Below are 18,253 nucleotides of genomic sequence, written 5' to 3'. Positions count from 1 at the left end.
TCAGTGCGACGGCCGCTCTTCCTCATACTCGGGCCGCGCGCCTTGCTGCAGCCACGGCTCGCGATGCCTGCACCACAACTCGTAGTCTGGCTCGAACACGCCGGTCTGATCGAATGCGCCGAGCGGCAGATCGATTTCGTCGCGCGACACGTATTCCATATACGCCACCGAGCCGCACACCGGACAGAAATGCCGCCGCCCCTGTTCGGAACTCTGCCAGGTCGATACGCTGCCGCTCATCGTCACATTGCCGCGCGCATAGATCACGTAGGCGCCGAAGGCCGACCCGTGCACCTGCCGGCATGTCATGCAGTGACACATGCCGACCCGCTTGTGCGAAGCTGTCACGCGAAAGCGGAACGCGCCGCATGCGCAACCGCCCTCGTGAACCGTTGGATTCGTTTCGTCGCGCTGCTTGACATTCATCGTGCTCTCCCGGGAATGATCGTTGCACCGGCGCGCCTGCCGCGCCCTTTGGTTTGTTACGATAACCCTTCACGATCGGAGATGGCACTCATGAGCACAGCGAGCACGGCCGGCAGCACCCGCACCTTGTCCCTTCTGAAGCTTCTTCCCGGCGCCGGATCGGACTTCGGTCCGGCCGCCACCGACCTCGTCGCTCACGTTCTCTCGCACAGCCGTTTCGACACCGACGCCCAGACGCACGCGCCGCGCGAAACCTTCCGTAGCGTGACGATCGACGACGTCATGAACGACGCCTACGTGTTTCCGCTCGGGCAAACCGGTCAGTCGATCGTGCTGACGGGTGACCGGATCGCGGCGGGTTTCATCGCCGAACGGGCCGCCGACGAATGGCTCGAACAGGCACACAAGGAGCGCCTCGGGCGCGGCCTGCCCGCCACGCCGGACGGCAACGAGCCGCACCTCGCGCCCGATCCCGCCGAAGCCGACCAGTTGCTCGACCGCGCCGCCGAATGCGCGCAGCGCATCCTGGAGCCGGTGGCGGCCGATCCCGTCCTGTCGCTGTTCGAGACGCACTATCGCGGCGGCCGCGAGTTCCTTCGGCTGACGTGGGAAGGCCTGCCGGAAGATCTCGTGCCCGAGTCGCGCCGCCCGCTCGCCGCGCTGGCGCAGGACGGCGCCCGGCGCGAGAAGCGCGCTTACGATCCCTACGGCCTCGACGGCACGGACGTGTATGACGTGGACCGGCCGCTTGCGTATCGCGAGAAGATCGGGCCGTTTCTCTTCACGATGACCTATCGCCACGAGTATCCGCAAGTGGACGACGAGCGGCTCGGCACGGCCTTCGCGGTGTTTCATGAAGCGGGCAGCGACATCGTCGCGGCGGCGGTCAAACTGCAACTGGTCAAGGTGCCGCCGTTGCAGAGCAGCGCCGACCTCGTCTATACGCTCGATACCTACTCCGGCGAGATGCTGTCGCTCGCGCTCGCCGCCACCGAGGCGCTCGGTCCCGAGAAGCTCTGCGAGGTGTTCAACGCGCATCGCGTGATCTACATCGGCTTGTGGGAAGTGCGCAAGCCGTGGCGCGGCGAAGGGCTCGGCGTCGCGCTGCTGCATCAGGCGCTGGAACGGCTGCCCGTCGATGTCGATGGCCGGCCGAACGCGCTGTGCGTCGCACCGGAGCCGTATCAGACGGACATGCGCCACTTCGACACGCTGCCCGCCGTGCTGCGCGAGGAACTGAAGGCGCCTGCGCGGCGCCTCGCCACGCATCTGACGGGCTGGCTCGAACGCTCAAAGCTGCCCATCGCCACGCATTTCTTCGTGCCGATGGCGCGGCATGCCGGCATCGGCTCGGCGGGCGAGAACGCGCGGCTGATCGACCGCATCATGGAAAGCGAGGCCTGATGCCGTGCTCGTCGTCATCGACATGCAGGCGCGGCTGCTGCCGCATCTCGACGGCGGCGAGCAGCTGACCCGCCGCGTCGCGACGCTCGTGCGCGCGGCGCAGTTGCTCGATATGCCGGTGCTGGTCACGGAACAGAATCCGCGCGGCATCGGCGGGACGGTGGATGCCTTGCTGGCGCATTGCGGTGCGGGCCGCCGTATCGAGAAACAAACCTTCGACGCCACGCTTGCACCGGACTTCGTTGCCGCGCTGCCGCCTGCGCCCGGCCCGCTGTGGGTCGCTGGCGCCGAAGCCCATGTTTGTGTGCTGCTGACCGTGCTGGGATTGCTGCGGCTGGGTTATCGCGTGGAGTATGTGGCGGATGCCGTGGCGTCGCGCCGTCCCGCCGATCGCGCCATGGCACTGGCGCGATCGCAGCAGGAAGGCGCGCGGCTCACGACGGTCGAAACCACGGTCTTCGGCTGGCTCGGCAGCCATGTGCATCCACGTTTCAGGGAGACGCTCGCGCTGATCAAGTGACCGTGCGACCATGGCGCTCTGCTGCTCGCCTGGCCGTTGCACGAAGTCGTCTTGAAGGAGCGCGCCATGAATCTCGCCATTCGCCCGGCCTTGTGTGCCGGCTGCCTGCTTGCCGTCCACGCCGCGGCGCAGACCCATGACGGCGCGCCTCCGCAGACGCAGACGCAGACGCCACCACAAACACAAGCGCAGACGCAGACGCAGCCAGAGGTCACGCCTCCGAGCGCTCCGCTCACCCGGGCGCAAGTCCGCGCGGCGCTCGCCCAAGCCCGTGCCGACGGCAGCATTTCTCGTTACGGCAATCCACCCGGACGTTGAGCGTCACGCACGAAACTGGCAATTTCGCCATCTTCCTGATGATGTGATGTGCCGGATTTACCGGTGCGTGCAGCAATTACGCGCTTTCACTGGCGCTTTGGTACGGCAGGTCCGTCACGGATCGCATGGCACCGTACTTGCTGATTGCGAGCCGTCGCGGAGTCGAACGTTCGATCACGGACGAACGGGCGCACGCCCCGCGCATCCCATGCACCGCACAGCACTCGAACACCCGGCGCACGATGTCGCGTTCCGCCGCGGGCGAATGCCTTCATGAAAACTGGAGACTGTGCAGGCATCCTTCCGAACGAGCGAGGAGCATCGAATCGCCATGTCCCCAGCCAATACCCCTTCCCACGACGCCAGCGAAACCGCGCAGCAACCATCGCGCCGGCGCTTCCTGCAGTCGGCCGCGGCGGCCGCCGCCGTCAGCGCCGCGCCGCTCGCACACGCCCAGCAACAGGCCGCCGCACCGGCCCCGGCGCCCCTGCCGCCCGCCGCCGTGCCGACGATGCCCGTCACGCTGACCATCAACGGTCATCCCTACGAACTGCAAGTCGAGGCGCGCACCACACTGCTCGATGCGTTGCGCGAATACGCGGGCCTCACCGGCACGAAGAAGGGCTGCGACCGCGGCCAGTGCGGCGCCTGCACGGTGATGGTGTCGGGCCGGCGCATCAACTCGTGCCTGACGCTCGCGGTGATGCACGATGGCGAGTCCGTCACCACCGTCGAAGGACTCGCGCCCGACGGCGACACGCTCGCGCCGATCCAGCGCGCGTTCATCGAGAAGGACGCCTTTCAGTGCGGCTACTGTACGCCCGGGCAGTTGTGCTCGGCGACGGCGCTCATCGCCGAATACCGCGCCGGCGACGCCAGCGCGGTCACGGCCGACGTCCGCTTCCGCCCCGCGCAGCTGTCCGACGACGAGATCCGCGAGCGCATGAGCGGCAACATCTGCCGCTGCGGCGCGTATCCGAACATCGTCGCGGCGGTGAAGTCGGTCGCGTCCGGCAATGCCTGAGGAGACGCACATGGACGCGATCTCCTATCAACGCGCCGCCGACATCGGCACGGCGCTGCAGGCGGCGAGCCAGCCCGGCACGATGTTCATCGGCGGCGGCACCAACCTGCTCGATCTCATGAAAGGCGGCGTGATGCGGCCGATGAAACTCGTCGACATCACGCACATCGCCGCGCTCGACGGCGTCAGCACGCTACCCGACGGCGGTCTGCGCATCGGCGCGCTCGCGCGCAACAGCGACGCCGCGAATCACGCGTGGGTGCGCGAGCGCTATCCGCTGCTGTCGCAGGCGCTGCTTGCTGGAGCCTCGGCGCAGTTGCGCAACATGGCAACGGTCGGCGGCAACCTGATGCAGCGCACGCGCTGTTCGTATTTCTACGACCCCGGCTTTCCCCAGTGCAACAAGCGCACGCCGGGCAGCGGCTGCGCGGCGCTCGACGGCCATAACCGCATGCACGCGATTCTTGGCGCGAGCCGTCAATGCATCGCGACGAATCCCTCCGACATGAGCGTCGCGCTCGCCGCGCTGGACGCCGTCGTGCGCGTCACGGGTCCGAACGGCGAACGGGCCATTCCGTTTGCGGAGTTTCATCGGCTGCCGGGCGAGCGGCCCGATCTCGATACCACCTTGCAGCCCGGCGAGCTGATCACTTCCGTCGATCTGCCGCCGCCGCTGTTCGCCGGGCATTCGAAGTACCTGAAAGTGCGTGACCGCGCGAGCTACGCGTTCGCGCTGGTGTCCGTCGCGGCAGCATTGCAGATGGACGGCAACACCGTTCGCCAGGCGCGCATCGCGCTGGGCGGTGTCGCGCACAAGCCGTGGCGCGCCATTGCGGCCGAACAGGCGCTCGCCGGAAAGCCGCTCGATCCGGCCACGCTGCAAGCGGCCGCCGCGCTCGCCGTGCAGGGCGCGCAGCCGCAGCGCGACAACGCGTTCAAGGTCGCGCTCGCGCAACGCGTAATCGTGCGCGCCGTTCAACAGGCCGGAGGTGTCGCATGACTGTCATTGGAAAACCGCTCGACCGTACCGACGGCGTGCTCAAGGTCACCGGCCAGGCCCGCTACAGCGCCGACAACACCGACGCCAAGCTCGCCCACGCGGTGCTCGTCACGAGTACGGTGGCGCGCGGCCGCATCGCGTCGATCGATACGAACCGCGCGCAGTCGATGCCCGGCGTGCTGCTCGTGATGACGTACCAGAACGCGATGCGCCTGCCCAACAATGGCGTCCCCGATGCGCAACCGCCCGCCGTGCGCAAGCTCACGCTGCTGCAAACCAACGAAGTGCGCTACAGCAACGAGCCGGTGGCGGTCGTTGTCGCGGATTCGCTGGAACATGCGCAGGACGCGGCGCGTTACGTCGACGTGCGTTACGAGGCGGCCATGCCCAACGCCGATTTCGGGCGCGCGAAGTCTCAGGCCTATCAGCCGGAGAAAATGATGGGCCGCGCGATCACGACACAGCGCGGCGACGTCGAAGCCGGCTTGCGGCAAGGCCCGACGCGTCTGAACGCGGTCTACACGACGCCCTACGAACATCACAATCCGATGGAGCCGCACGCCACGCTCGCCCGCTGGGACGGCCCGAAGCTCACGCTCTACGACGCGACCCAGGGCGTCTCCGGCGCGCGCAGCGCGGTCGCGAAGTTCTTCGGCATCGCCGATGACAACGTGCGCGTGATCTGTCCGTTCGTCGGCGGCGGCTTCGGCTGCAAGGGCTCGGTCTGGTCGCATGTCGTGCTGGCCGCGATGGCGTCGAAGCAGACCGGGCGGCCCGTGAAGCTCGTGCTGACGCGGCCGCAGATGTTCGGCATGATCGGCAACCGGCCCTTCACCGAGCAACGCATCCAGATCAGCGCACGCGACGACGGTGTCATGACCGGCATGCGTCACGACGTGATCTCCACGACCTCGACCTTCGAGGACTGGACCGAGAGCTCGGCCATCGTCACGCGCATGCTGTACGCGGTGCCGAACCAGTCGACCTCGCACAAGCTGGTGAAGCTCGACATCGGCACGCCGACTTTCATGCGCGCGCCAGGCGAGACGAGCGGCTCGTTCGCGCTCGAAACGGCTATCGACGAGATGGCGTATCAGCTGAAGATGGACCCGCTCGCGTTCCGCGTGAAGAACCACGCCAACATGGAGCCGCAGGAGAAGAAGCCGTGGTCGGAGAAGTCGCTGCTGGAGTGCTACCAGCGCGGCGCCGACACCTTCGGCTGGGCACGCCGCCAGAGCGCGCCGCGTTCGATGCGCGAAGGCAATACGCTGATCGGCTGGGGCGTGGCCACGGCGACGTATCCGGCGAACCGCAGCGAGGCATCGGCGGTCGCGCGCATCCTGCCGGACGGCACCGCGATGGTCGCCTCGGGCACGCAGGATCTCGGCACCGGCACCTACACGGTCATGACGCAGGTGGCCGCCGACGCGCTCGGTTTTCCGCCCGATTACGTGCGCTTCGCACTCGGCGATTCCTCGCTGCCGAAAGCGCCGGTGTCGGGCGGCTCGCAGTCGGCGGCGAGCGTGTCGCCGGCGGTGCGGGCGGCGTCGTTGCAGGCGCGCGACCAACTCATCGCGATGGCGCTCGCGGATCAAGGCTCGCCCGTCGCAGGCCTGGCGCGCGAGGATGTCACGGTGAACAACGGCTGGGTCGTGAGCCTGTCGAATCCCGAACGGCGCGATCCGGCGGCGGCGGTCATCGCGCGCAACGGCGGCAAGGCCATCGAGGCGCTCGCCACCACGCGCCCCGGCGACGAGAAAAAGCAGGCCGCGTTCCACTCCTTCGGCGCGGTGTTCGCGGAAGTGCACGTCGATGCCGAACTGGGCATCATCCGTGTGCCGCGCATCGTCGGCGTGTATGACGTCGGCACGCTGCTCAACCGGAAAACCGCGCACAGCCAGTTGATGGGCGGCATCGTGTGGGGCGTCGGCTCGGCGCTGATGGAAAAGGGCGAGCTCGATGCACGCTATGGCCGCTATACGAACGCCAACCTCGCCGAGTATCACGTGCCGGTGAATGCGGATATCGGCGTGCTCGACATTGCTTTTGTCGAGCATCCCGATCCGCTGATCAATCCGCTCGGCGTGCGCGGCATTGGGGAGATCGGCATTACGGGCGTGGCGGGCGCGCTCGGCAACGCGGTATATCACGCAACGGGCGTGCGCGTGCGCGACCTGCCGATCACGCTCGATACGCTCCTGCCTTCGATTCAGGCGTGACGGTGTAACGAAATGCGCGGCGGCACCGTTGAGCCGCCGCGCATTTTTTTAAGCTTGCGGCGCACTTCGATGCGCCGCACAATCGCCGTTCAATTTCCCTGAGAGCAGCCGCGATGACCTATTCGTCGAGCGCGACCGGCATCCTGCTGGCGGCGGGCCTGGGCACCCGCTTCGATCCCTCCGGCATTCACAACAAGCTGCTCGCGCCATTGCCCAACGGCACGCCGGTGGTGTTCCAGTCAGCGCGGCGGCTGCTGGCGGTGGCGGCGGAAGTCATCGCCGTCGTGCGGCCCGGTGCGGAGAAACTGGCCGACGTGTTGAACGAAGCAGGCTGCGGCGTCATCTTCAGCATCGACGCCGAACGCGGCATGGGCGCCACGCTCGCCGCGGCCGTGCGCGCCACGTCGGAATCCGACGGCTGGCTCGTTGCGCTGGGCGACATGCCGTGGATCGAAGCCACGACTTACGAAGCCGTCGCCCGCGCACTCGACGGCGGCGAGCCCCTGGTCGCGCCCGGCTATCGTGGACAGCGTGGGCACCCGGTGGGCTTCGGTCTGGCGCATCGGGACGCGCTCATGGCGCTCGACGGCGACGCCGGCGCGCGTGGACTCTTCGCCCTGCACGAGCCTTTCATCGTGGAGGCCGGCGACCCGAACGTATTGCGCGACATCGATGTGCCCGGCGATCTCGGAGCCGTCTGAAGCGATGCTGCGCCGGGGTAGGCGCACGCGCTGTCGGGTTGTCTGAAAAGCGCTTGGCCATTCGGCTGAATTGATTCGCACCGTTTATCAAATGGTAAGATCAATTTCAATCGCGCGGCATTCCGGCGGCGCGGCGCACACCTTTGTGGAGGGGAGCATCACATGACAATCCGGCGCGAAATGCGGCGCGTGGCAAACGCGTTCGCCTCCGTTTTTTCCATTTATCCGCGTACCGATTACCTGGCCAATCGTCCGCGCAAGTCGCCTGCCGAGATGATGGACGACGCGTGGAACAGAACCATGTCGGACTTCGACAGAACCTTGAACGGCTATGGACAGCGTCAACGAAACCGCTGAGGAGACGCGCATTCGCTACGTCGCGCAAGCGGCTCGGAGCGAGAGAGCTGAACCGGTGCCTGGACTGGATCTGTCGCCGGGCCAGGCGTCAAGTCCGGCCTCGGTCATGGTCGCGGTCCAGGCACATTCAATTTTTCGCGGACCCATGCCGTCGCCCGAGTATCTTGCGCAGTACGACCGGATCGTGCCGGGCGCAGGTCGAATGATCGTCGAGGAGTTTCAGATGAACGGTCAGCACACGCGGCACATGGAATCCATGAACGCGCGAGACTCCATTTGCAAGGACGCGCGCGCGCAGTTCATCGCGGGCATCCTCGTGCTGATCGGTTTTGGTCTCGTCTACAAGCTTGCGCAAGAAGAGCATGATGGCGTCGCCATCGCGGTTGCGGTCACGCTGCTCGTCAGCGTGCTCACGGCGTTCCTCACCGGTACGGTCATGAGGGACAAGCATCAAGCGGCCTTCAGAGCGAAACCTGAAGATCAGGCGGCGCTGCTTCCTCAGGCCGCAATCGGCGCGGCATCGTTTGAATCGCCGGCATCGGACGCCGCTGGCAGATAGCGCTTGCTGACCTCGAGCAAGGTCGCGCCGAAGCCCTTTTGCGCACGGAAGTCCAACCTTGCGCTCGTCACCACGCGCGGCATCGCGCTCCATTCAATCTTCGCGCCGCTCGCCATCAGCGCTTCCACCAGCGCCACGTCCTCGCTCGATTCCAGCGGCGGAAAACCGCCCGCGCGCAGATAAGCCTGCGCCGACACGCCGAGATTCGCGCCATGGATATGCCGATGGCCATCCGCATCCATGTAGGTACGCCCGAAGTGCTCCCGCACGGCGTGGATATGCGGCGACCAGTCGTGTACGCCGATCACGCCGCAGACGGCATCGGCATGACAGTCGAGCTGCCGCACGAGCCAGTCTTCCGCGACCGTCGTGTCGGCATCCGTGAAGGCCAGCCAGCGCGCGCCCCACTCGAGCGCAAGCGCCGCGCCGTGAGCGCGCGCCCGGCCGACATTGCGGGCATCGATCGAGACCACCTGCGCGCCGTGCGCGAGCGCAATGTCGCCGGTCTGGTCGGTGCAGCTGTCGAGCACGACGATTACGCGCGCCGGTTCGCCGGACAGTTGATGACACGTCGCGGCGCGGCATGCGGCCGCCACGCTGGCGCCAATATGCGCGGCTTCGTTGTGGGCAGGAATGATGATGGCCAGCATGACGGCTCCGTGGGTTGATCGGTGGCGCGGCAAGCCCAAACGTCGAAAAAACAATCGAACGCCGCGACAGATCAATTTCAGCAATGACCGTACCCATGGCCGTACCCAGTCTGGGCGCAGGATCAGCAAAGGGCACGATCGTCTCCAAATAGTTGCCTCAAGCCAATGGTCATCGCTAGAATAATGTATGGATATACAGTACTTTTACGATCCCGTTCGCCGATGAAAAGCGTCATCCTTGATCCGTCGTTTGCCGCGTGGCGTACCGAATCACGCAATCTCCTCATGGAAGGCTTGCGCCCCGAGGAGGTGCTCTGGTGCGAATCGGACGCGTCGGCCACGGTGTTCGGCACGATCCAGTCGCCGCCCGGCGCCACGGGTCCAGACGCGAAGCAGCCGGTCAGGATCGCCCGCGAATTTCTCACGATGCTGGAGACGGCCGCGTGCTATCGCGCGCCGGATCGCTGGCCGTTCCTGTACAAGGCGCTGTGGCGCTGGACCCAGGGCGACCGCGCCATCGCGTCCCGGGAGGATGCCGACGGCCTGCGCCTGCACCGGATGATCGAAGCGGTCGAAGCCGAGGAAAACACAATGCGCCGCGTGCTGCGCTTCAGGCATCGCGACTCGTCGCTCGGGCCGCCGGAGTTCATCAGCTGGTTCGAGCCCGTGCACGATCTGCTGGAGCATGCCGCCATGCATTTCGCCACCCGCATGGGCAGCGCCACCTGGATGATCGCCACGCCGCACGGCGCCGCCTTCTGGGACGGCGCGCTGCTGCGCGTCGACCGCACGAGCGAGCCGGAAGAAAAGCCGATGGACTTCGGCGACACCGCCATGAGCGGCGAGGCGGTCAGCGGCGACGCCATCGAGGCGCTCTGGCTCGCGTACTACGAAAGCACCTTCGCGCCGGCCCAGGCGAATGCCGCTGAAATGGCCTCGCACATGCCGGTGCGCTACTGGAAAAGTCCGTCGAACGAACGCGCCGATCCCGCGCTGATTGCCCGCGCCGACCCGTACTCGCGGCGCGACGAGCATCCGCGCAACGTGCCGTCCGACATGGAAGTGGCGCTCAATACGGACCGGGAGCCGGTGAAGGGCACGATCCTGACCGCGCCGCCGTCGCTCGATGCCTGCCGGCGCTGCGCGCTCTGGCGCAACGCCACGCAGCCGGTGCCGGGCATCGGGCCGGCCGGCGCGCGCGTGATGCTGGTCGGCGAACAGCCGGGCGACCAGGAAGACCTTGAGGGCAAGCCGTTTGTCGGCCCGTCGGGCAAGCTGCTCGACGAAGCGATCGCCGAGGCGTCGCTCGCGCGCGAATCGCTCTATCTGACCAACGCGGTCAAGCACTTCAAGTGGGAAGCGCACGGCGACGAACGCGCGCACGTCGCGCCCGCCCAGCGTGAGCGCGAAGCCTGCCGCTTCTGGCTCGACGAGGAACTGGCGCGCATCGAGCCGAAAGTGGTCGTCGCGCTGGGCGCCACCGCGCTGAAGGCGCTCACCGGGCATCGCACGGCGCTGTCGGAGTATCTCGGCAAGACCATCGAGCACAAGGGGCGCATCATCGTGCCGACCTATCATCCGTCGTATCTGCTGCGCCTGACCGACGAAAAAGTGCGCGCGGAAGTGCTCGGGACGATTGTCGAGGCGCTGGTGTTCGCGCAGCAGATCGCCGACGGCACCGCGACTATCCGCACCCCGGTCAAGGAACGCGCACGCTGACGCCGCATTCCGTCGCGCGAACGCCAGGCGCTCAAGTGCAACAGGAAGCAACAGGAGAAACAAGACGAAAGCGCCGTCAACGATCCTGTAAGCCGCGCGTTAATATCGGTGTCGCGTCGCTCCCGGCGCTCACCAGATGGTTACGACCACAACTTAAATGGCCGCTCTCCCGCTCCAGGAACTCCACCGTCAACAATCGCTGCTGGCGCTCGTGCCGAAATCGGCCGGGCAGCTGAAGACCGAGCGCGAACGTCTCGTCATCCGCGCACAGTGGCTGTTGAATCTCACCGTCGCCGTGGCGCTTGCCGGTGCGGCGCTCATCGCGTGGCTGCCGTTCTCGCCGGTGCCCCATGAATTCCGCTTCGGCGTGCAGGAAGTGCTCGCGGTCGCCGTGTTCGCGTCCTGCCTGTTCATCCTGCATGAGCGCGCCGAACTCTCGCTGGGCCTGTACGACTACGAACCCGTCGAGCAGACCACCCAGGGCGAGCTGCGCGCCTTGCTGCACCGCGTGCCCGAAGGCACGTCGTATCAGGAAGCGCTCGCCGCCGACAACCGTACCTTCGTGACCGGCGAAATCGAAGGCATCCGCCGCCGCGCCGAAGCGTTCACGCCGAAAACCCTGCCCGCCGACGACAGCAACGCCGAAACCTGATTCCCGGCCTCCGCCGCGCAACACCATCCGGAAAGCCGCCGCCTCGCGATGACGAGGCGGCGGCTTTTTCACGACTGACGCCCGCCTTGCCAAGCAACGCGCCTTGACGCGCGACGTCGCTGCTCCTTCAATACCTGTCAGAACCCCGCCTTCGACGGCCAGACTGTCACGCGCGCCGTTGCACTCCGTACACGTCGCGGCGCGCTTGCATCGGCATCGGCACACGCCGCCGCACGTGCCCGCCCGGGCATGGACGGTGCTTGCCCCGCTCCCGCCACCGCGTCATTGCGGACGATCCAACGAGGCCACGCCACTTGCAGGAGCCAGGATGCGAGCCAATCCCCTTTCCATCATGAGCGACGAACTCATCCCGACGTTGCTGCCCGACACGCCGGGCGCGCCGCACATCAGTTCCCGCGCGGACGATGCAGCCCTCCCGCCCGACACCGAATACGACGAGCTCGCCGCGTTCCATGGCATCGAGGAGGAGCGTCTGGTGCTGCTCCATCCGGGCAGTCACGGCGCGCCGCCGGCCTGGCCCGCCGAGCGCTACGCCGATCTCGCCGACCAGCTCGCCGCCGATGGCTGGCAGATCGCCATCGTCGGCGATGCGCCCGATCCCGTGCGCACGGCCGGCGTGCTGGGCGCGATGCAGACGGCTGCGCTGTTCCTGGCGGGCGCGGTCGCGCCGCGCGTGCTGCCGCGCCTGATCGCCCATGCGCGCCTGCTGGTGTCGGACGACGCCGCGCCGGCGGCTTCGTCGGACGCGTCGCCGGTCGCGATGGCCCGTGCGCTCGGCACGCCGCATCTTGTCCTGGCGGAGCATCCCCGCGATATGACCAGCGACGCCATCACGGCGCACGCCCGCGCCATTCTCTCCGACGCGGGCGGCGCGCATCCGGGCGCGCCTTTCACGTTGCACATGCCGGCCGCACCCCAATCCGCGTGACGAGGCCGTCCGCGCGCACCGTCTTTCGAGGCACATCATGAAAATCGACCTGCAGACCAATCCCGTTCCCGATCCTGTCGCGGACCCGAACCGCGATCCGGAAGCCGATCCGCTGACGCCGCCGTCGCCGGGACATCGTCCGGACGAGCCGCAGCATCCGGACGCGCCGCCCGACAAGGACCCGATCCGCCGCTTCTGAACGCGCCGGAGCGTTCCTGGCGTTCCCGGCACGCGGGAACCCGCGGGTTTTCCCCGCCCTCATGACGCCGCCGCGCCTGCCGTAAAGCGGGCATGCGGCGGCATGCGCCGTCGCAACCGACAATACCAAGAGGCGGCAGGCGCACCTATGAACAGAATGACGTTGAACAGGAAGCTCGGCTCGATGATCGCCGTGCTGTGGATCGGCTTGATCGCGATCGGGATCATCGGGGCGTGGCAGAACCGGTCATCGATGATCGAGGACCGCAAGGAACAGTTGAGGACCCTCGTCAACGAAGCGCATGCCATCACCGCGCACTACGCCGCGCTCGCGGCCGACAAGACCCTCCCCGAGGAAGAAGCAAAAAAACGCGCGCTGGACGTGATCGGCGCCATCCGCTATGGCGCGGACGGCTACCTCTCGATCAACGATTCGCGTCCGAAAATGGTGATGCATCCGATCAAGCCCGCAATGAACGGACAGGACCTGTCCAGCTACACGGACCCGGCGGGCAACCGCCTGTTCGTCGATATCGTCAAGGCCGGCGATCAGCCCGGCGGCGGCTTCATCAGCTACCTCTGGCCGAAGCCGGGCAACGACAAGCCGGTCGGCAAGATGTCCTACTCGCAGCGTTTCGCGCCGTGGGACTGGTACATCGTCACCGGCATGTACATGGACGACGTGCAAAGCGCCTTCTGGGCAAGCGCGCTGCGCTGGCTCGCGATCACAGCCGTGCTCGGCGGCATCGCGACGGCCGCGATGCTGATCGTCCTGCGCAGCATCCGGCGCAATCTCGGCGGCGAGCTGGAACTCGCGGTCGGCGCGGCGCACCGCATTGCGCGGGGCGACCTGACGAGCGCCGTCCACGTGCATCCGGACGACACCACCAGCCTGCTGCACGCGCTCGGCACCATGCAGCGCGGGCTCGTGGAAACCGTCTCGCGCGTGCGCAACGGCACCGAGAACATCAACGTCGGCGCCTCCGAGATCGCGGCGGGCAACACGGATCTGTCGCAACGCACCGAGGAACAGGCGGCCGCGCTCGTGCAGACCGCGTCGAGCATGGACGAGATGACCGCCAACGTGAAGAACAACGCCGAAAGCGCCGCGCAGGCCGCGCGCCTCGCCGAGCAGGCCGCGGACGTGGCGACGCGCGGCAGCGGCGTCGTCGACGACGTGATCGACACCATGACGCGCATCACCGCCAGCTCGCGGCAGATTGGCGACATCATCGGCGTGATCGACGGCATCGCGTTCCAGACCAATATCCTTGCGCTCAACGCGGCCGTGGAAGCGGCGCGGGCGGGCGAACAGGGCCGCGGCTTCGCGGTCGTCGCGGCGGAAGTGCGCAGCCTCGCGCAACGTTCCGCCACGGCCGCCAAGGAAATCAAGGCGCTGATCGAGACCTCGACGCAGACGGTGCAACGCGGCGCCTCGCTGGTGTCGAACGCGGGGGCCACGATGGGCGAGATCGTCCAGTCGGTGCGTCGCGTGAACGAGATTCTCGACGAGATCAGCGACGCATCGCGCGAGCAGAGCGCGGGCATCGAGCAGGTGAATCGCGCGGTGGTCGAGATGGACCAGGTGACGCAGCAGAACGCCGCGCTGGTCGAGCAGGCGGCGGCCGCCGCGCATTCGCTGAAGGATCAGGCGGATGTGCTGCGCGAGGCAATCGGCAGTTTCAGGCTGCCTGCCTGAGACGCATGAAAGTGGTGAAAGGCGCACGACGTGTCGTGCGCCTTTTTTTTGCGCCTGACGCGCGACGCTTGCCCGTGAAATCGCGCTCGAACGCCATGACGGCGCTCAACGCAAAAAGCGGTCGATCACGTCCGCGAGCACGTCGAACGCCGGCGCAATGTCCTCATCCGGCACGCACGCATAGCCGATCAGCAGCCCCGATTCCGCCTCCGGCCGATGCGCGTAATACCCCGACAGCGGCCGCACGACGATATTCGCGGCCAGCGCCGCCGCGGCCACCGCGCGATCGTCGACGTCCTTCGGCAGCCTGAGCACCAGATGCAGTCCGGCATCGCCACCGGCGATGGCAAGCGTCTCGCCATAACGCGCGGCAATCGTGGCGAGCATCACGTCGCGGCGCTGGCCGTACAGTACGCGCATGCGCCGGATATGCGACGTGAAGTGTCCCTGCTCGATGAACTCGGCCAGCACGGCCTGCTGCAAGAGCTGCCCCTCGCGATACAACTCGGCGCTCGCGGTCGCGAAACTCTCCGCGAGCGCTTCCGGCACGACCACGTAACCCACGCGCAATCCGGGAAACAGCGTCTTGCCGAAGCTGCCGACATAGATCACCTGCCCGCCCGTGTCCATGCCTTGCAGCGAGGCGAGCGGACGGCTGCCGTAGCGGAACTCGCTGTCGTAATCGTCCTCGATGATCCAGCAGCGATGCTGGCGCGCATATTCCAGCAGCATGCGGCGGCGCGCGAGGCTCATCACCATGCCGAGCGGGTACTGGTGCGACGGCGTGACGAGCATCAACCGGGGCGGCGCGGCGAGATCGGCAGGCGTCGGCGCGATGCCTTCCGCATCGACCGGGATCGCCTTCAGGTCGAGCCCGGACACCTGGAGCACGCTGCGCACGCCCCAATAACAGGGATCTTCGGTCCAGATGGTGTCGCCGGCGTCGGCGAGCAGGCGCGTGGCGAGATCGATCGACTGATGAATGCCGGTCGTCACGACAATCTGTTCCGGCGTGCAGCGCACCGACCGCGACGTGCGCAAATAGTCCGCGAGCGCATGGCGCAGACCGGCGTGGCCGCCGCCGGGGGCATACGTCAGCAGATCGGGCTGCGGACGACGCCAGTATTTCGCGTGCAGCCGGTTCCACACGCGCGACGGAAAGCGCGACACGTCCGGCACGCCCGGCATGAATGCGCCGCCTTGTCGCTTCGAGACGCCCGCGCCCGCGATCAGCCGCGCACCGCGTGTTGAAAGCGCCTGCTGCTCGGAAAGGATGGCAGACGGCATGGCGGCGGGCGGCGTATCGTCGAAGAGGATTTCGTCGGGTGCGCCGTCGGTGACGAAGGTGCCGCGCCCCGTCGCCGACGAAACGTAACCCTCGATGGCGAGCTGCTCGTAGACCTGCGTCACCGTATTGCGCCCGATGCCCAATTCCGCCGCCAGCAGCCGCGACGACGGCACCTTCGCGCCCGCCGCGAGCTCGCGCGTGAGGATGGCCTGCTGAAGCAGCCGGTGCAGTTGCCGGTAGACCGGCTGACCATTGCCCCGCTCGATGCGCTGGGCCAGCCAGTCCGACAGCACGCTGGCACGGTTCGACATCCGATTGGCCCCTATAGATTTATTGAAATGGCTCTGAACTTGAGGGCCAAATATTACTATAGTCGTCGAATCATGCCGCAGGCCATCTGGCCTGCCGGAACTTCCCTCTCGCAGCCGAAGCGCCCCATCCGTCCAAGGAGACCCTCGTGAGCACCCCCGTCAAGAACGCAGACCTGCAAGCCCGCAAGAACGCCGCAACCCCGCGCGGCGTCGGCGTCATGTGCGATTTCTACGCGGCGCGCGCCGAGAACGCGGAACTGTGGGACGTCGAGGGCCGCCGCTTCATCGACTTCGCGGCGGGCATCGCTGTCTGCAACACCGGGCATCGTCATCCGAAGATCGTCGAGGCGATCCGCGCCCAGCTCGACTGCTTCACCCATACCGCGTATCAGATCGTGCCTTACGAGTCGTATGTGTCGCTCGCCGAGAAGATCTCCGCCCGCGCACCCGGCGCGTATCCGAAAAAGACCGCGTTCTTCACGACCGGCGCGGAAGCCGTCGAGAACGCCGTGAAGATCGCGCGCGCCGCGACCGGCCGTCCCGGAGTGATCGCGTTCACCGGTGGCTTCCACGGCCGCACGCTGATGGGCATGGCGCTCACGGGCAAGGTCGCGCCGTACAAGATCGGCTTCGGGCCGTTCCCGTCGGACGTGTTCCACGCGCCGTTCCCGAATCCGCTGCACGGCGTCTCGGTGGAAGACTCGCTGCGCGCCATCGAATATCTTTTCAAGGCCGACATCGAAGCCGCGCGCGTCGCCGCGATCATCTTCGAGCCCGTGCAGGGCGAAGGCGGCTTCTATCAGGCGCCGGTGGGATTCGTGCGCGCCCTGCGCCGCCTCTGCGACGAACACGGCATCCTGCTCATCGCCGATGAAGTGCAGACCGGTTTCGCACGCACCGGCAAGCTCTTCGCGATGGAGCACTGCGGCGTCGCGCCGGATCTGATGACCATCGCGAAGTCGCTCGCGGGCGGCATGCCGCTGTCGGGCGTAGTCGGCCGCGCGGAGATCATGGACGCCGCCGCGCCCGGCGGTCTTGGCGGCACCTATGCGGGCAATCCGCTGGCGGTGGCGGCGGCGCACGCGGTGCTCGACATCATCGACGGAGAAAAGCTGTGCGAACGCGGCGCCGCGCTCGGCGACAAGCTGAAGGCAAAGCTGGAAGCGCTCAAGGCGGACGTCCCGCAGATCGCGGACGTGCGCGGCCCGGGCGCGATGGTGGCCGTGGAGTTCTGCAAGCCCGGCACGCATGACGCCGACGCCGCCTTCGCCAAGCGCGTGCAGACGCGCGCGCTGGAGCGTGGCTTGCTGCTGCTGGTGTGTGGCGTGTATTCGAACGTGGTGCGTTTCCTGTTCCCGCTTACGATCCAGAACGACGTGTTCGACGAAGCGCTGGGCATCCTCGAAGACGTGCTGACGGAAACGGTCGGCGCCACGGTTTGACGATCGAAGGCAAAATCGACATGTGCTCCCGATCAACCGAAAAGGATTCGCAGAAATGAGCTTGAAAGATCAACTGAAAGACCCGACGCTGCTGCGTCACGCAGCCTACATCGACGGCGAATGGCAGCAGGCCGACAACGGCGCGACCTTCGACGTGGTGAACCCCGCGACAGGTGAATCGCTCGGCGCCGTGCCGAAGATGGGTGCGATTGAAACGCGCCGCGCGATCGACGCAGCGAACGCGGCCTGGCCCGCATGGCGCAAGAAAACCGCAAAGGAACGCGCGGCGCTCATGCGTCGCTGGTTCGACCTGATGACGGAAAACGCCGACGACCTCGCGCTGATCCTCACCACCGAACAAGGCAAGCCGCTCGCCGAAGCGAAGGGCGAAATCGGCTACGCGGCGTCGTTCATCGAATGGTTCGCGGAAGAAGGCAAGCGCGTCGCCGGCGACACACTCGCCACTCCGGCAGCGGACAAACGCATCGTCGTGACGAAGGAACCTATCGGCGTATGTGCGGCGATCACGCCATGGAACTTCCCTGCGGCAATGATCACGCGCAAGGTCGGCCCGGCGCTCGCAGCCGGTTGCCCGATCGTCGTGAAGCCAGCAGAAGCCACTCCATTTTCAGCCTTCGCGATGGCCGTGCTGGCTGAACGCGCCGGCATTCCGAAGGGCGTGCTGAGCATCCTCACTGGCGACCCGAAAGCCATCGGTGAGGAAATGACCGGCAATCCGATCGTGCGCAAGCTCTCGTTCACCGGCTCCACCGCCGTGGGCCGACTGCTGATGGCGCAGAGCGCGCCGACGGTCAAG

Annotated in this window: 18 protein-coding genes; 15 read left to right on the top strand and 3 right to left on the bottom strand. The window is 67.0% G+C overall.

All coding sequences use genetic code 11. The features are described from left to right. Nucleotides 1-426, bottom strand: coding sequence for a GFA family protein (locus tag QCE63_RS27495; RefSeq protein ID WP_309837585.1), 426 nt, complete (start codon nucleotides 424-426; stop codon nucleotides 1-3). Between the two features lie 90 nt (nucleotides 427-516). On the opposite strand from QCE63_RS27495, the gene QCE63_RS27490 reads away from it, so the two are divergent. The 8 genes from QCE63_RS27490 (at nucleotide 517) to QCE63_RS27455 (ending at nucleotide 8,528) form a co-directional block, all read left to right on the top strand. Beyond that, nucleotides 517-1,830: an inositol monophosphatase gene (locus QCE63_RS27490; protein WP_309837583.1), complete on the top strand. Its 1,314-nt coding sequence runs from the start codon at nucleotides 517-519 to the stop codon at nucleotides 1,828-1,830. A 4-nt stretch (nucleotides 1,831-1,834) separates the two neighbouring features. Next, nucleotides 1,835-2,350 carry an isochorismatase family protein gene (locus QCE63_RS27485; protein WP_309837582.1) on the top strand — a complete coding sequence of 172 codons (516 nt, stop codon included), beginning with the start codon at nucleotides 1,835-1,837 and terminating at the stop codon, nucleotides 2,348-2,350. Nucleotides 2,351-2,416: 66 nt separating this feature from the next. Next, nucleotides 2,417-2,668, top strand: a complete 252-nt coding sequence (locus QCE63_RS27480; protein ID WP_309837580.1) for a DUF4148 domain-containing protein — start codon at nucleotides 2,417-2,419, stop codon at nucleotides 2,666-2,668. 331 nt (nucleotides 2,669-2,999) lie between these two features. Then, nucleotides 3,000-3,692: a 2Fe-2S iron-sulfur cluster-binding protein gene (locus QCE63_RS27475; RefSeq protein WP_309837579.1), complete on the top strand. Its 693-nt coding sequence runs from the start codon at nucleotides 3,000-3,002 to the stop codon at nucleotides 3,690-3,692. A gap of 10 nt (nucleotides 3,693-3,702) precedes the next feature. After that, on the top strand, nucleotides 3,703-4,692 hold the full coding sequence (locus QCE63_RS27470; RefSeq protein ID WP_309837577.1) for a xanthine dehydrogenase family protein subunit M: 990 nt from the start codon (nucleotides 3,703-3,705) through the stop codon (nucleotides 4,690-4,692). Continuing rightward, the gene (locus tag QCE63_RS27465; RefSeq protein ID WP_309837576.1) at nucleotides 4,689-6,911 is read left to right on the top strand and encodes a xanthine dehydrogenase family protein molybdopterin-binding subunit; all 2,223 of its coding nucleotides are present in this window, start codon (nucleotides 4,689-4,691) and stop codon (nucleotides 6,909-6,911) included. Before QCE63_RS27470 ends, QCE63_RS27465 begins: the two co-directional genes overlap by 4 nt. A 113-nt stretch (nucleotides 6,912-7,024) precedes the next feature. Further along, nucleotides 7,025-7,612, top strand: a complete 588-nt coding sequence (locus QCE63_RS27460) for a nucleotidyltransferase family protein (RefSeq protein ID WP_309837575.1) — start codon at nucleotides 7,025-7,027, stop codon at nucleotides 7,610-7,612. Between the two features lie 331 nt (nucleotides 7,613-7,943). Then, entirely contained in the window at nucleotides 7,944-8,528 is a 585-nt protein-coding gene (locus QCE63_RS27455; protein ID WP_309837574.1) for a hypothetical protein, read from the top strand. On the opposite strand, the gene QCE63_RS27450 is transcribed toward QCE63_RS27455, so the two are convergent. Further along, the gene (locus QCE63_RS27450; protein ID WP_309837573.1) at nucleotides 8,468-9,178 is read right to left on the bottom strand and encodes a glycosyltransferase; all 711 of its coding nucleotides are present in this window, start codon (nucleotides 9,176-9,178) and stop codon (nucleotides 8,468-8,470) included. The two genes, QCE63_RS27455 and QCE63_RS27450, sit on opposite strands and share 61 nt — an antisense overlap. Nucleotides 9,179-9,400: 222 nt before the next feature. Here QCE63_RS27450 and QCE63_RS27445 point away from each other — a divergent pair, with 222 nt between their 5' ends. From QCE63_RS27445 to QCE63_RS27425, 5 genes are all read left to right on the top strand, one after another. Next, nucleotides 9,401-10,897: a UdgX family uracil-DNA binding protein gene (locus QCE63_RS27445; protein WP_309837572.1), complete on the top strand. Its 1,497-nt coding sequence runs from the start codon at nucleotides 9,401-9,403 to the stop codon at nucleotides 10,895-10,897. 157 nt (nucleotides 10,898-11,054) lie between these two features. Continuing rightward, nucleotides 11,055-11,549 carry a hypothetical protein gene (locus QCE63_RS27440; RefSeq protein ID WP_309837570.1) on the top strand — a complete coding sequence of 165 codons (495 nt, stop codon included), beginning with the start codon at nucleotides 11,055-11,057 and terminating at the stop codon, nucleotides 11,547-11,549. A 328-nt stretch (nucleotides 11,550-11,877) separates the two neighbouring features. Further along, nucleotides 11,878-12,498, top strand: coding sequence for a glycosyltransferase family 9 protein (locus QCE63_RS27435; RefSeq protein WP_309837568.1), 621 nt, complete (start codon nucleotides 11,878-11,880; stop codon nucleotides 12,496-12,498). A 37-nt stretch (nucleotides 12,499-12,535) separates the two neighbouring features. Beyond that, nucleotides 12,536-12,697 (top strand): hypothetical protein, encoded by a 162-nt coding sequence (locus tag QCE63_RS27430; RefSeq protein ID WP_309819430.1) that lies wholly within the window; start codon nucleotides 12,536-12,538, stop codon nucleotides 12,695-12,697. A 156-nt stretch (nucleotides 12,698-12,853) separates the two neighbouring features. Then, complete coding sequence (locus QCE63_RS27425; RefSeq protein ID WP_309839276.1) at nucleotides 12,854-14,395, top strand: methyl-accepting chemotaxis protein; 1,542 nt, start codon at nucleotides 12,854-12,856, stop codon at nucleotides 14,393-14,395. A 105-nt stretch (nucleotides 14,396-14,500) separates the two neighbouring features. Here QCE63_RS27425 and QCE63_RS27420 read toward each other — a convergent pair whose 3' ends face one another. Beyond that, nucleotides 14,501-15,994, bottom strand: a complete 1,494-nt coding sequence (locus QCE63_RS27420; RefSeq protein ID WP_309837566.1) for a PLP-dependent aminotransferase family protein — start codon at nucleotides 15,992-15,994, stop codon at nucleotides 14,501-14,503. 146 nt (nucleotides 15,995-16,140) lie between these two features. Here QCE63_RS27420 and gabT point away from each other — a divergent pair, with 146 nt between their 5' ends. Both gabT and QCE63_RS27410 read left to right on the top strand, forming a co-directional pair. Further along, the gene (gabT, locus tag QCE63_RS27415) at nucleotides 16,141-17,436 is read left to right on the top strand and encodes a 4-aminobutyrate--2-oxoglutarate transaminase (RefSeq protein ID WP_309837564.1); all 1,296 of its coding nucleotides are present in this window, start codon (nucleotides 16,141-16,143) and stop codon (nucleotides 17,434-17,436) included. A 55-nt stretch (nucleotides 17,437-17,491) separates the two neighbouring features. Further along, nucleotides 17,492-18,253 (top strand): aldehyde dehydrogenase family protein (locus tag QCE63_RS27410; protein ID WP_309837563.1); only part of this gene is annotated, 762 nt, incomplete at its 3' end.

This window comes from Caballeronia sp. LZ065, from assembly GCF_031450975.1.
GTDB lineage: Bacteria > Pseudomonadota > Gammaproteobacteria > Burkholderiales > Burkholderiaceae > Caballeronia.
The sequence above is the reverse complement of the archived record's forward strand: the minus strand, read 5'-3'. Positions and strand labels throughout refer to the sequence as shown.